This window comes from Variovorax sp. Varisp46, from assembly GCF_059491885.1.
Genome location: NZ_CP168515.1, coordinates 1,457,450 through 1,470,632 on the forward strand (window position 1 = coordinate 1,457,450; position 13,183 = coordinate 1,470,632).

General features: G+C 67.5%; 12 protein-coding genes. 8 read left to right on the top strand and 4 right to left on the bottom strand.

The features are described 5' to 3' along the window. Positions 1–50: 50 nt before the first annotated feature. The gene (locus ACEN9N_RS06925; RefSeq protein WP_495655720.1) at positions 51–1,334 is read right to left on the bottom strand and encodes an MFS transporter; all 1,284 of its coding nucleotides are present in this window, start codon (positions 1,332–1,334) and stop codon (positions 51–53) included. Positions 1,335–1,494: 160 nt separating this feature from the next. Here ACEN9N_RS06925 and gcvA point away from each other — a divergent pair, with 160 nt between their 5' ends. Then, positions 1,495–2,478 carry a transcriptional regulator GcvA gene (gene gcvA / locus ACEN9N_RS06930; protein ID WP_495655721.1) on the top strand — a complete coding sequence of 328 codons (984 nt, stop codon included), beginning with the start codon at positions 1,495–1,497 and terminating at the stop codon, positions 2,476–2,478. Here gcvA and ACEN9N_RS06935 read toward each other — a convergent pair. Both ACEN9N_RS06935 and ACEN9N_RS06940 read right to left on the bottom strand, forming a co-directional pair. Next, positions 2,379–2,819 carry a hypothetical protein gene (locus ACEN9N_RS06935; protein WP_478178805.1) on the bottom strand — a complete coding sequence of 147 codons (441 nt, stop codon included), beginning with the start codon at positions 2,817–2,819 and terminating at the stop codon, positions 2,379–2,381. The genes gcvA and ACEN9N_RS06935 overlap by 100 nt on opposite strands. 55 nt (positions 2,820–2,874) lie before the next feature. Continuing rightward, entirely contained in the window at positions 2,875–3,801 is a 927-nt protein-coding gene (locus ACEN9N_RS06940; protein WP_007834548.1) for a LysR family transcriptional regulator, read from the bottom strand. 99 nt (positions 3,802–3,900) lie between these two features. Here ACEN9N_RS06940 and metE point away from each other — a divergent pair, with 99 nt between their 5' ends. Together metE and ACEN9N_RS06950 are read left to right on the top strand one after the other, a co-directional pair. Then, positions 3,901–6,243 (top strand): 5-methyltetrahydropteroyltriglutamate--homocysteine S-methyltransferase, encoded by a 2,343-nt coding sequence (gene metE, locus ACEN9N_RS06945; protein WP_495655722.1) that lies wholly within the window; start codon positions 3,901–3,903, stop codon positions 6,241–6,243. 81 nt (positions 6,244–6,324) lie between these two features. After that, the gene (locus ACEN9N_RS06950; protein WP_495655723.1) at positions 6,325–7,137 is read left to right on the top strand and encodes a hypothetical protein; all 813 of its coding nucleotides are present in this window, start codon (positions 6,325–6,327) and stop codon (positions 7,135–7,137) included. On the opposite strand, the gene ACEN9N_RS06955 is transcribed toward ACEN9N_RS06950, so the two are convergent. Continuing rightward, a complete protein-coding gene (locus ACEN9N_RS06955; RefSeq protein ID WP_495655724.1) occupies positions 7,079–8,575 on the bottom strand; it encodes a short-chain fatty acyl-CoA regulator family protein in 1,497 nt (498 codons plus the stop codon). The genes ACEN9N_RS06950 and ACEN9N_RS06955 overlap by 59 nt on opposite strands. A gap of 109 nt (positions 8,576–8,684) precedes the next feature. Between ACEN9N_RS06955 and ACEN9N_RS06960 the strand changes: the two genes are divergently transcribed. The 5 genes from ACEN9N_RS06960 to ACEN9N_RS06980 all read left to right on the top strand — a co-directional run bounded on the left by ACEN9N_RS06960 (position 8,685) and on the right by ACEN9N_RS06980 (position 13,112). After that, the gene (locus tag ACEN9N_RS06960) at positions 8,685–9,089 is read left to right on the top strand and encodes an acyl-CoA thioesterase (protein WP_495655725.1); all 405 of its coding nucleotides are present in this window, start codon (positions 8,685–8,687) and stop codon (positions 9,087–9,089) included. After that, entirely contained in the window at positions 9,086–10,243 is a 1,158-nt protein-coding gene (gene prpC / locus ACEN9N_RS06965; protein WP_495655726.1) for a bifunctional 2-methylcitrate synthase/citrate synthase, read from the top strand. Before ACEN9N_RS06960 ends, prpC begins: the two co-directional genes overlap by 4 nt. A 14-nt stretch (positions 10,244–10,257) precedes the next feature. Further along, positions 10,258–11,712 carry a bifunctional 2-methylcitrate dehydratase/aconitate hydratase gene (locus tag ACEN9N_RS06970; protein WP_495655727.1) on the top strand — a complete coding sequence of 485 codons (1,455 nt, stop codon included), beginning with the start codon at positions 10,258–10,260 and terminating at the stop codon, positions 11,710–11,712. Positions 11,713–11,715: 3 nt separating this feature from the next. Beyond that, positions 11,716–12,594, top strand: a complete 879-nt coding sequence (locus ACEN9N_RS06975; protein WP_413312163.1) for an isocitrate lyase/PEP mutase family protein — start codon at positions 11,716–11,718, stop codon at positions 12,592–12,594. Positions 12,595–12,758: 164 nt separating this feature from the next. Next, positions 12,759–13,112, top strand: a complete 354-nt coding sequence (locus tag ACEN9N_RS06980) for a hypothetical protein (RefSeq protein ID WP_056522489.1) — start codon at positions 12,759–12,761, stop codon at positions 13,110–13,112. Positions 13,113–13,183 lie beyond the last annotated feature (71 nt).

Consider the following 13,183-nt stretch of genomic DNA (forward strand, 5'->3'; position numbering starts at 1 on the left):
TGACTGCCTGGTTCTCCGTGATTTCGGCGGGAGCTGCCTCGGGAGGCTGGCTAGGAGCGGCGGGCGGCGGTTGGGTCATTCCCGACTGTACCCCGCGCCGAGGCGGCCGGGGCGAGCTTTGCAGAAGCGTCCATCCGCGACATCGCCCACATGATGCCGGCCGCCACGAGGTTGGCGCCCACGCTGGACAGGATCGGCAGCATGTAGCTGCGGCTGATGTCGAAGGCAAAGCCCGCGGCGGCGGGGCCGACCAGCGTGCCGAAGGCCACGCTGGTGTAGAGCACCCCGATGATCGCGCCGATGTTGCGGCCGCCGAAGTAGTCCATGACCAGCGCCGGCAGCAGCGCGACGAAACCGCCGTAGAACGCGCCGTAGAAGAACGCGAACACGGCCAGCCCCGGGAAGCCGCTGGACGCCGCCCACACGAGCAGCGACAGGGCCATGCCCGTCGACATCAGCAGCATGGTCTGCGCACGCCCCATGCGGTCGGCCAGCCCACCGAGAAAGAATCGCCCGGCCGTGCTGCCGACGCCGATGGCGCCCAGCAGCAGCACCGCGGAGGCGTTGGGCACGCCGTGGTCCAGGGCGTAGGGCACGAGGTGCACGAAGGGCACGAACAGGCCGAACGAGCTGATGAGGCAGGCCGCATACAGGCCGGCGAAGCGCCTTGAGCGCACTGCATCGCGCACCGTGAAGCCTTCGGGCCCGGCCGAAGCGGCCAGCGGCTGCGGCGGATCGCCGTCGGGGCCGAGCCCCCGGTCGCGCGGGTCGTTTTCTATCAGCAGTGCCATGCCCACGCCCACCACCACCGCCAGCCCGCCGAGTGCCATGTAGGCGTGCCGCCAGCCCAGGGTTTGGATGAACAGCGACGCCAGCGGCGGCATCACCAGCGTGCCCACGCCGATGCCGCTCACCGCCAGCCCCGACGCGAAGCCGCGCCGCCTGACGAACCAGCGCTGCACCGCGCCCAGCACCGGCACATACGACGCGCCAACCCCGAGGCCGACGCCAAGCCCGTAGGCCAGGTAGATCTGCGTGAGGCTCTGCGCCTGCCCCGCAACGGCCAGCCCCAGCCCGACCAGCACCATGCCGGCGACGGCCAGCCGCCGCGAACCCCAGCGGTCGGCCAGCGGCCCGCTCAGCACGCCCAGGCCGAAGTAGAGAAAGCCCGCCAGCGAGAACACCAGCGACACCGAGCCGCGCGAGGCGCCGAAGTCTTTCTGCAGCGATTCGAGAAAGGCGCTGAAGGTGTAGGCGCTGCCGAAGCCGACCAAGGTCACGGCGAAGGCGCCCGCGACCACCAGCCAGCCTCGGAAGAGGCCCCCGTTGCTCAACGGATGGCCTCCATTGGATGGATCAGAATATTTGAATTCATAGTTGCGAGTGGCGAATCAGATCGGTTTTCTTCTTTCCCTGCGTGTGCCAATATTCCTGCTTCGAGGCCCGCTTCGCAAACCAGAATTTCTGACCGGTTCGGATCAGATTAGCTAAACCATGGAGCACCAACTCCCACCGCTCAACGCTCTGCGCGCCTTCGAGGCTGCCGCACGCCATCTCTCGGTGAAGAACGCCGCGGACGAACTGTGCGTGACGCCGGGTGCCGTGAGCCAGCTCGTCAAGACGCTGGAGCTGCACCTCGGCGTGGAGCTGTTTCGCCGCGTCAACCGCGGCATCTTCCTGACCGATGCGGGCCAGGCCTACCTGCCACCGGTGCGCAATGCCTTCAGGCAGATCAGCGACGCCACGCAAAAGGTGGCCGTGCCTGCGGACACCGGCCTGCTCACCGTGAGCACCACGCCGTTCTTCGCTGCCGCCTGGCTCGTGCCGCACCTCAAGTCATTCCAGAAAGCGCATCCCGGCATCGACCTGCAGGTGCGGGCCAGCAACACGCTCGCCGATTTCTCGCGCGACGGCATCGATGTGGCCATCCGCCACGGCATGGGCCGGTACCCCGGGCTTGCCAGCCAGCGCGTGCTCACGGTCGAGATGGTTGCCGTCGCCGCGCCCGCGCTGGTCGCCGAGCACGGCAAGCCGAAGAAGCCGGCCGACCTGCTGCAATGGCCGCGCGTGAACGACGCGGAACGCAAGGGCTGGCACATGTGGTTCGAGGCACAGGGCGTTGCTGACACCGGCCCGGCCCGCGGGCCGTCGTTCGACGATGCGGGGCTGCTGGTGGGCGCGGTGCAGGCGGGGCAGGGCGTCGGCCTGCTGCCCGCGGCCCTGGTGGCGAACGACGTCGCAGAAGGCCGGCTGGTGCGGCTCTTCAGGGCCGCATGGCTGGAAGACTTCGCCTATTACCTCGTGTACCCGCAGGCCAGCCACGATCGGCCGAAGGTGGCGGCCTTCCGCGCCTGGATCGGCGAGGCGATGCGCCGCGGTCAGACGGCGGCGAGAAAGTCGCCGGCGTCCCCGCCTTCGCATTTCCAGTCGGCAAAGACACCGACGAGGCTGCAATTGGTGCAGCGGCAGCCGAGGTAGTACCAGCGCACGTCGGTGCTGTCGGCATGGAGTGCTACGCCCGAGAGCAGCTCGAAGGCTTCGGCGCCGCAGACGCATTCGTGGTTCTCGAACTCGGCTTCGTCTGCGTATTCGGCGCTGTCGCCCATCAGGTGAACGTTGCCGCAGGCCGTGCAGGTGCGCCGCGCCGCGCCCGTGTCTTCGTCGGTCTCGAGCTTGAAGACGCGTCGACCGCAGCTGCATGCCGATGCCGCGAACCGCGTGGCCGGGTAGGCGTTGGCCTGGCTGTAGCGCTGCATTTCGGCCTGGGTGTCTTCCGAACCATCGCCGTACCAGTAGCGGCCTTTTTTCTTCAGAGCCATCGGGTCTTCCTGTCCTCGAGTGCGGATGCGAAGTCGCGATTCTGCAGTGCCATTGCTACAGCAGCTCGATCCCCGGCAGGCTCTTGAAGCAACTCTCGCGCGTGATGCGCACGAAGTCCGCCAGCCATGGCTGCCCCGACGTGCCCCGCGTGCACGCCATGTAGAGCCGCCCCGTCAGCCCTTTGCTGCCCACGCGGCGTGCCGTGACGTAGCCGCGGTCGAGGTAGTTCTGCACCGCCCACAGCGGCAGCGTCGCCACGCCGCGCCCGCTCGCCACCAGTTGCAGCATCGCCACCGTGAGCTCGGTGGTGCGGCGGTGCGCGGGCTCCACGCCCGCCGGCGCCAGCACCTGCCGCACGATGTCGAGCATGTCGTCGGGCACGGGGTAGGTGATGAGCGTCTGGTTGGCGAAGTGGCGCGCCGTCAGATACGCCTTGGCTGTCAGCGGATGGTCGTTGGCCAGCAGCGCCATGATCTCGAAGCGAAACAGCGCGTGGTAGTCGACGGTTTCGTCGGGGTCTTCCTCGGACACGATCGCCACCTCGGCGCGGTTCTGCAGTACCAGCGCGATCGGGTCGGGGTGAAAGCCGGAGACGATGTCAAGCTCGATCTCGGGCCAGCGCTGGCGGAACGCGTCCATCGCCGGCATCAGCCAGTCGAAGCAGGTGTGGCACTCGACCACGATGCGCAGCTGCCCGCTGCGCCCCAGCGCGAGCCGGGCCACGTCACGCTCGGCTTCCTCGATGAGCGGCAGGGCGGTGTCGGCCAGCTGCAGCAACCGCAGGCCGGTGGTGCTGAACTGGGGCGGCACCGACTTGCGTTCGAACAGCTGCGCGCCGTAGCGGTCCTCGAGCAGCTTGATCTGGTGCGACAGCGCCGATTGCGTGAGGTTGAGCAGCTGCGCTGCGCGCACCAGGCTGCCGGTGTCGCGCAGCGCGATGAGCGTGCGCAGGTGGCGTATTTCGAGGGTCGACTGCGACATGAAAATTATTCAATCGAATGGGCAAAAGGTTTCGTTTGAATCATATGCCCCAAACGCCGACCATTGCAGGCTCCCAAGATCAGCGATTACTACTTGCAAATGACCACCCGTATCCACACCCTCGGCTTTCCGCGCATGGGCGCCCACCGGGAACTCAAGTTCGCCCTCGAAAAGCACTGGCGCGGCGAGATCGATCGCGCCTCGCTCGAAGCGGTCGGCGAAGAACTGCGCGCGCGCCACTGGCAGGCCCAGCGCGATGCGGGACTCGACTTCGTGACGGTCGGCGACTTTGCATACTACGACCACGTGGCCAACCATATCCAGCTGCTCGGCTGCGAGCCGTCGCGCTTCGGCTTTCATGGCGGCGAACCCGAACTTTCGCGTTACTTCACGATGGCGCGCGGCGTGGAAAGTGAAGCCGGCCACGTACACGACGACAGCTGCAACCACGCCGAAGGCACTTTCGCGCTGGAAATGACCAAGTGGTTCGACACCAACTACCACTACCTCGTGCCCGAGTTCGATGCGGCCACGCAGTTCAAGCTCGTGTCGACGCGCCTGTTCGACGAAGTGGCGCAGGCGCAGCAGGCCGGGCACGCGGTCAAGGCCGTGCTGCTCGGGCCACTGAGCTTCCTGTACCTCGGCAAGGAAAAGGAAGCCGGCTTCGACCGCTTCTCGCTGCTCGACTCGCTGCTGCCCGTCTATGAACAGGTGCTTCGGCGGTTGAAGCAGCAGGGCGTGGAATGGGTGCAGGTCGACGAGCCCATCCTCGGCCTCGACCTGCCCGACGCGTGGCGCAACGCCTTCGAGCGCGCCTACTGGCAACTGGCCCGCAGCGCGCCGAAGCTGCTGCTGGCCACGTACTTCTCGCCGCTGTCGGACAACCTGCGCCTGGCCTGCCAGCTGCCGGTGGCGGGCCTGCACGTGGACGCCGTGCGTTCGCCGCAGGAACTGACGGGCGTGGCCGACTGGCTGCCGGCGCACAAGGTGCTGTCTGTCGGCGTGGTCGATGGCCGCAACATCTGGCGTACCGACGTTGATGCCGCGCTGGCCAAGCTCAGGCCAGTGGCGGAGAAGCACAAGGGCGAGCTGTGGATCGCGCCTTCGTGTTCGCTGCTGCATGTGCCTTTCAACCTCGAGGCCGAGACGAAGCTCGACACCGAGCTCAAGTCGTGGCTCGCCTTCGCCATCGAGAAGCTCGACGAGCTGCGCGTGCTGCGCGCGGCCATCGACGGCGATGAAGCCTCGGTCGCGACCGAACTGGTGGCCGCCCGCGCGGCAGTGTCGGCACGCCGCGCCAGTCCGCGGGTGCACCGCGCCGACGTGGCCCTGCGCCTGGCGCGCAGTGTGGCCGGCGACGACAGCCGCGTGTCGGTCTTTGCGCTGCGCCAACCGGTGCAGCGCACGCGCTTCGCCTTGCCGGTGCTGCCGACCACCACCATCGGCTCGTTCCCGCAGACGCCGGACATCCGCGCCGCGCGCGCCGCCTTCAAGCGCGGCGAGCTCGACGCCGCCGGCTACCGCGAGAAGATGCGCGCCGAGATCGCACTCGCCGTACGCAAGCAGGAGGAACTGGGCATCGACGTGCTGGTGCATGGCGAAGCCGAGCGCAATGACATGGTCGAGTACTTCGGCGAGCAGCTCGACGGCTTCGCCTTCAGCGCCAACGGCTGGGTGCAGTCGTACGGCTCGCGCTGCGTGAAGCCGCCGGTGATCTTCGGCGACGTGGCGCGCCCGGCGGCGATGACGGTGGAGTGGAGCGCCTATGCGCAGAGCCTGACGAAGCTGCCGATGAAGGGCATGCTGACCGGCCCCGTCACCATCCTGCAGTGGTCTTTCGTGCGCGACGACCAGCCGCGCGCCACCACCTGCGAGCAGATTGCCTGGGCGATCCGCGACGAGGTGGTCGACCTCGAAGGCGCGGGCATCGGCATCATCCAGATCGACGAACCCGCGATTCGCGAAGGACTGCCGCTGCGCCGCGCCGGCTGGCCTGCGTACCTGAAGTCGGCCACGCGCGCCTTCCGCATCAGCGCTTCAGGCGTGCGCGACGAGACGCAGATCCACACGCACATGTGCTATTCGGAGTTCAACGACATCCTGCCGGAGATCGCGGCAATGGACGCCGACGTGATCACCATCGAGACCAGCCGCTCCGACATGGAACTCCTGCGAGGTTTCGGCGGCGAAAACGATGCGGGTGGCTTCCGCTACCCGAACGAGATCGGCCCGGGCGTGTACGACATCCACTCGCCGCGCGTGCCCTCGGTCGACGAGATCGTGCGCCTGATGCGCAAGGCCGCGGGCGTGGTGCCGCACGAGAACCTCTGGATCAACCCCGACTGCGGCCTCAAGACCCGCGGCTGGCCCGAGACCGAGGCGGCGCTGTCGAACATGGTGGCCGCAGCGAAGCTGCTGCGAAAGGAACTGGTTCCCGCTTGAGGTGAGGAGGGGCAATGCGGGCGCGCCAATAATGGCGGCATGCTTTGCCCAGACCGTCTCTTCCCGTTCCGTTTCTCCCTGTTGCTCCTGTTGCTCCTGGCCCCCGTGATGGGCTGGGCGCAGAACCGCGCGGAAGCGCTGCTGCAGTTCGAAGGCGTGCAGGCGCGCTATGAAGCGTCCTATGCGCCCGGTGCCGTCGCGCGTGGTGCGAGGGAACTGCTGGAGCCCGATGACCAGGCCATTGCCGACAAGGCACTCAAGGCGCTGGACACTGCCGCCGGCCGTGCGTTCAACACCAGGGCCTCCGTGGCCGCGATCCAGCAGGAAGTAGCGTTGGCCGGCAACGGCGGTGCCGCTCCCGGCCCGCAGGTGCTGGCCGCCGTGGCGCATCTCGTGAAACTGCGCACCGACTACGCCGCCATGACCGAGGCCGGCAAGGCCGAGTTCTTCAGCCGCGAGCGCGCCAAGCCCGCCGATCCGGTGCGCACCGAACTGCTCGAACGCATGGCCGTGGCAGAGGTGCGCGAGATCGACTTCTCGAGCCAGTTGCTGATGAGTGCGGTGGTCAAGCAGCTCGCGCGCGGCAATGGCGGCCAGCTCAGCTCGCTGCCGGACCGCACCCTGGACATGGCACTCGACACGCTGTGGTCGCGCGGCGTAACGTCGACGCGCCCACGCAACCTGATGATCGTGGCGCGCGAATTCGAGAAGCAGGTGACGCAGGCACAGCTCGCCGCGCTGCCCGATGCGGACGTGGCCGCATTGCTGGCCTGGCGCAACGACCCCCAGGCTGCAGCCGAGCGCGAGGCCCTGGTGGGCACCTACCGCGCAGAGGTCAAGGGGAGCGGCGCGGTCGCGCTCCGGACGCTGGTGCGCGCCTGGTCGCGCTCCTGATCGCGCCTGCCGCCGGTGCTGCCGCATAGGGCATGAACCGGCTCTGGTTCTCGTCCACGGCCAGCGGCCGGCCCACGAACGGAAACGCGCGCTGCGGGCAGGTCTCGCGTTCGCACACCTTGCAGCCCGCGCCGATGGGCGTGGGCACGTCGGGGTCGCGCAGGTCCATGCCCTTCGAATAGACCAGCTGCGTGGCATGGCTGATGTCGCAGCCCAGCCCGATCGAGAAGGTCTTGTTGGGCGAACCGTAGCCGCGGTAGCCGTGCGACACCGTGCGCGCGATCCAGAGGTAGGCGCGCCCGTCGGGCATGCGCGCGAGCTGCGTGAGTACGCGCCCGGGCTGCGCGAAGGCCTCGTACACGTTCCACAGCGGGCAGGTGCCGCCCGTCTTCGAGAAGTGGAAATGCGTGGCCGACTGCCGCTTCGAGATGTTGCCCGCGCGGTCGACACGGATCAGGAAGAAGGGCACGCCGCGCGCATCGGGCCGCTGCAGCGAGCTCAGGCGGTGGCAGATGGTCTCGAAGCCCACACCGAAGCGGCGCGCCAGCTGGTCGATGTCGTAGCGCAGCAGCTCGGCGGTTTCGAGGAACTCGCCGTAGGGCAGCAGAAGCGCCGCGGCGAAGTAGTTGGCCAGGCCGATGCGCGTGAGCGAACGGGCCGTATCGCTGGACAGCGGCGCGGTCGCCACCAGCTCTTCGAGCATGTCGCCGAGCTCCAGGAAGGCGAGCTGCGTGGCGAGCTGGAATGCATGCTGCCCGGGCTCCAGGTGAGGCGAGAGCCGCAGCACGCGCGAGGCCGGGTCGTAGCGCCGCAGCGCACCGGCTTCACCATCTTCGGCGGGCACCACCTGCACGCCGTGCGCTTCGAGCAGCCGGCGCGCGAGGCGGTCGCCGGGGTTGCCTTCGCGCAGGCGCCATTGCGCAGCGAAGGCTTCGGCCGCATCGTCGAGCGGCGCAATGTGGTTCTGATGCGCGAAGAAGAAGTCGCGCACTTCCTCGAAGGGCATGGGCCGCGCCTGCGGCAAGCGTGCGAGATCGCCACGGCCGTCACCCAGTTCGCCCGCCAACGCTTCGAGCCGTTCCATCGCATCGCGGTGGCGCTGGTGCAGGGCCACCAGCGCGCGGCCCACGGCCGGCATCTGCGTGGCCACCTCGCGCAGCTCGGCCAGCGCGACCGCGTCGCCGCCTGGGTTGTCGGCCAGCGCCTCGCGCAAGCTGGCGATGAGCCGCGCTTCCTCGTCTTCCGAGAAGGCCTGGATGTCGACGCCCAGCGTGGCATGCAGGCGCAGCAGCACCGGCACCGTGAGCGGCCGCTGGTTCTGCTCGATCTGGTTCAGGTAGCTGGGCGACAGGCCCAGCTGCTGTGCGAGCGCGAGCTGGCTCAGGCCGCGCTCCTCGCGCAGGCTTCGCAGCCGCACGCCCATGAAGGTCTTCTTCATCGTCTGTGTCCGTTGTTCGCAAGATTCGCAAATCTGACCACGTTTCCTTCGCAATCATTCGCCAGTTCAGGTCTTCATTATGGGCACGATCTTGCGTAAATTGCGAATCATGCAAGGCACTCGCGGCTCGGTCCGTCTCATCGAGGTGGTGTTCCCGGAACACACCAACCACTACGGCACGCTGTTCGGCGGCCAGGCGCTGCAGCTGATGTCTAAGGCTGCCTTCCTGGGCGGCCGGAGCTTCGTGCGCGGCGACGTGGTGATGGCGCGCTGCGGCGAGGTGCTGTTCCATGCGCCGGTGCGCCTGGGCAGCACGCTGGTGCTCGAAACGCACGTCTCGCGCGCCGGCCGCAGCTCGCTCACCGTGCGTGTGCGCGGCTGCGTGCAGGACGTGGCTACCGAGGCGCTTGCATGCGTGCTCGAAGGCGAGTTCGAGATGGTGGCGGTCGACGCCGCCGGACGCCCGAGGCGCATGGCGCGCCTCGCCGAAGCAATTTCCGAGGAGATCGTATGACCACAGATACCGCAAGCCCCACCGGCTTCAAGCCAAAGAAATCCGTCGCGCTCTCGGGCGTGGCCGCGGGCAACACCGCGCTGTGCACCGTGGGGCGCACGGGCAACGACCTGCACTACCGCGGCTACGACATCCTCGACATTGCCGACGTCTGCGAGTTCGAGGAAATCGCGCACCTGCTGGTGCACGGCAAGCTGCCCAGCAGCGCCGAGCTGCGCGCCTACAAGGGCCGGCTGAAGGCGATGCGCGGCCTGCCCGCGAGCGTGAAGGAAGCGCTGGAGCGCCTGCCCGCCAGCGCGCATCCGATGGACGTGATGCGTACCGGCGTCTCTGCGCTCGGCTGCGTGCTGCCCGAGAAAGACGACCACTCGCTGCCCGGCGCGCGCGACATCGCCGACCGGCTGATGGCATCGCTCGGTTCGATGCTGCTGTACTGGTATCACTGGTCGACGCAGGGGCGGCGCATCGAGGTGGAGACCGACGACGACTCCATCGGTGCGCACTTCCTGCACCTGCTGCACGGCCGCGCACCCTCGGCGAGCTGGGAGCGCGCGATGCACACCTCGCTCAACCTCTATGCGGAGCACGAGTTCAACGCCTCGACCTTCACCGCGCGCGTGGTGGCGGGCACGGGCTCCGACGTGTACTCGGCCATCACCGGCGCCATTGGCGCGCTGCGCGGGCCCAAACATGGCGGCGCCAACGAGGTCGCCTTCGAGATCCAGAAGCGCTACGACACTCCCGATGAGGCCGAGGCCGACATCCGTCGCCGCGTCGAGGCGAAGGAAGTGGTCATCGGCTTCGGCCACCCGGTCTACACCGTGTCGGACCCGCGCAACGTGGTCATCAAGCGCGTGGCGAAGCAGCTGTCGGAGGAGGCCGGTTCCACCCGCATGTACGACATTGCCGAGCGGCTCGAAAAGGTGATGTGGGACGCGAAGAAGATGTTCCCCAACCTCGACTGGTTCAGCGCCGTGAGTTATCACATGCTGGGCGTGCCGACCGCAATGTTCACGCCGCTGTTCGTCATTGCGCGCACCAGCGGCTGGGCCGCGCACATCATCGAGCAGCGGCAGGACAACAAGATCATCCGGCCGAGCGCCAACTACACCGGTCCCGAAGACCAGACCTTCGTTCCCATCGCCAACCGCTGAAAGCCTCTTTCTCCATGTCCGCACACATCAGCAACATCCGCCCCGAACCCGACCAGGTGCTGGTCGACATCGTCGACTACGTGCTTGCCCACCAGCAGATCACGAGCGCGCTGGCGTACGAAACCGCGCGCCACTGCCTGATCGACACGCTCGGCTGCGGCCTCGAGGCGCTCGAGTACCCGGCCTGCACCAAGCTGCTCGGCCCGATCGTGCCGGGCACGGTGGTGCCGAACGGCGCGAAGGTGCCGGGCACGCCGTACCAGCTCGATCCGGTGCAGGCCGCCTTCAACATCGGCACGATGATCCGCTGGCTCGACTTCAACGACACCTGGCTTGCGGCGGAGTGGGGCCACCCGAGCGACAACCTCGGCGGCATCCTCGCCACGGCCGACTGGCTCAGCCGCAACGCCGTGGCTGCCGGGCGCAAGCCGCTGACCATGCGCGACGTGCTCACCGGCATGATCCAGGCGCACGAGATCCAGGGCTGCCTCGCGCTGGAGAACTCGTTCAACAAGGTCGGGCTTGATCACGTGGTGCTGGTCAAGGTGGCATCGACGGCCGTGGTGGCGCGCCTGCTGGGGCTGACGCGCGACGAGATCGTCAACGCCGTGTCGCTCGCATGGGTCGATGGCCAGAGCCTGCGCACGTACCGCCATGCGCCCAATACCGGCAGCCGCAAGAGCTGGGCGGCGGGCGACGCGACCGGCCGCGCGGTGCGCCTCGCGCTGATCGCGAAGACGGGCGAGATGGGCTACCCGGGCGTGCTCAGCGCCAAGACCTGGGGCTTCTACGACGTGCTTTTCAAGGGGCAACCCTTCAAGTTTCAACGCCCGTACGGCAGCTACGTGATGGAGAACGTGCTCTTCAAGATCAGCTTCCCGGCCGAGTTCCACAGCCAGACGGCGGTGGAGGCTGGCATGGCGCTGCATGCGCAGTTGCACGAGATCGGCAAGACCGTGGACGACATCGAGCGGGTGACCATCCGCACGCACGAGGCCTGCATCCGCATCATCGACAAGCAGGGCCCGCTGAACAACCCGGCCGACCGCGACCACTGCATCCAGTACATGGTGGCGGTGCCGATGATCTTCGGCCGCCTCACTGCCGGCGACTACGAGGACAGCGTGGCAAATGACCCGCGCATCGACGCGCTGCGCGACAGGATCGTGTGCGTGGAAGACCCCCACTTCACCGCCGACTACCACGACCCCGAAAAGCGCAGCATCGCGAACGCGCTGACGGTGGCGTTCAAGGACGGCACGAGCCTTGCCGAAGTGGTGGTCGAGTACCCCATCGGCCATAAGCGCCGCCGCGGCGACGGCATTCCGCTGCTCGAAGCCAAGTTCCGCACCAACCTTGCGCGCCGCTTCGCGCAGAAGCAGCAGCAGGCCATCCTCGATGTGTCGCTCGATGCGAGGAAGCTCGAGGCGATGCCGGTGCACGAGTACGTCGACCTGTACGCGGCCTGAACCATGCGGGCGAACAACGAATCCCCGAAGAAGGTATTGCGCCGCCTGGCCGAGGCGCGCCGCGGCGTGCTGGTGCCGGGTGCGTTCAATGCGATGTCGGCCCGCGTGATCGAAGACCTCGGCTTCGAGGCGATCTACGTCACCGGCGCGGGCGTCACCAACATGCACCTCGGCCTGCCCGACCAGGCCTTCATGGGCCTGCACGAGATCGCCGAGCACACGGCGCGCATCCGCGACGCGGTGAGCCTGCCGCTGCTGGTCGATGCCGACACCGGCTTCGGCAATGCGCTCAACGTGCGGCACACGGTGCGTGTGCTCGAGCGGGCAGGGGCCGACTGCATCCAGCTCGAAGACCAGGTGAGCCCCAAGCGCTGCGGCCATTTCGCGGGCAAGGCTGTGATCGAGACAGGCGAGATGCTCGGCAAGATCAAGGCCGCGGTCGATGCGCGGCAGGACGGCGATCTGCTCGTCATGGCCCGCACCGATGCGGCGGCAGTGCATGGCTTCGAGGCCGCCATCGAGCGCGCGCAGAAGTTCGGCGAAGCCGGCGCCGACATCCTCTTCGTCGAGGCCGTGACGCTGGCCGAAGAAGTGCGCACCATGCCGCAGCGCCTCGGCAAGCCGCAGCTCATGAACATGGTGATCGGCGGCAGGACGCCAACCTTCGGCGCGCAGGAACTGGGCGCGCTGGGCTATGGCTTCGTGCTCTACGCCAATGCCGCGTTGCAGGGCGCGGTGGCTGGCATGCAACGTGCGTTGACCGTTCTGCGCGATACCCGGCGGCTGGATGAAGACCCGGCACTGGTAGCACCTTTTGCTGAAAGGCAGCGCCTGGTCGGCAAGCCATTGCTTGATGAGCTAGAGAAAAAGTACACGAATTAGCCGCGGTTTTGACGGCGAAGAAGGCGGTTGAGTTAGCTTCGTCAGAAAGTTCCTCGTCATTGTTTCGATTTCATGAACACTGCGATTCGGTTGCATAGGGGTTTGCCCTAGTAATCGTGATGCACACTTGAGGCACCCAAAGGCCCAATGAATAAGGAATTGAAATGAAGACCTCGAACATCCTCGCCGCCGCCGCCCTGTCCCTGCTCGCCGCTGCTGGCGCTCACGCAGAAAGCTACGAAGGCGTGCAGCCCCTGACTTCCGGCTACAGCCGCGCCGACGTGGCGCCCCAGGCAGTTGCTGCGGCCCGCGCCGGCAATGCATATGGCGACAACGACGGCGCTGCTTCGACCGCAACGCCCGCGCTGACTGCTTCGGCCGACCGCGCCGCCGTCCGCAATGAAGCTGTTGCCGCTGCACATGCACCGGGCCAGAACCTGCGCCCCGAAACCTTCGCCGGCAGCGTGATCCCCGCGCAAGCGAAGGGCCTGGCCTTCACGCGCCAAGCCGGCCTGTAAATTGTCGCGGCGCAAGCCGCTTCACTTAGCAGCCAGACAAAACCGGACCATGCGAAAGCGTGGCCCGGTTT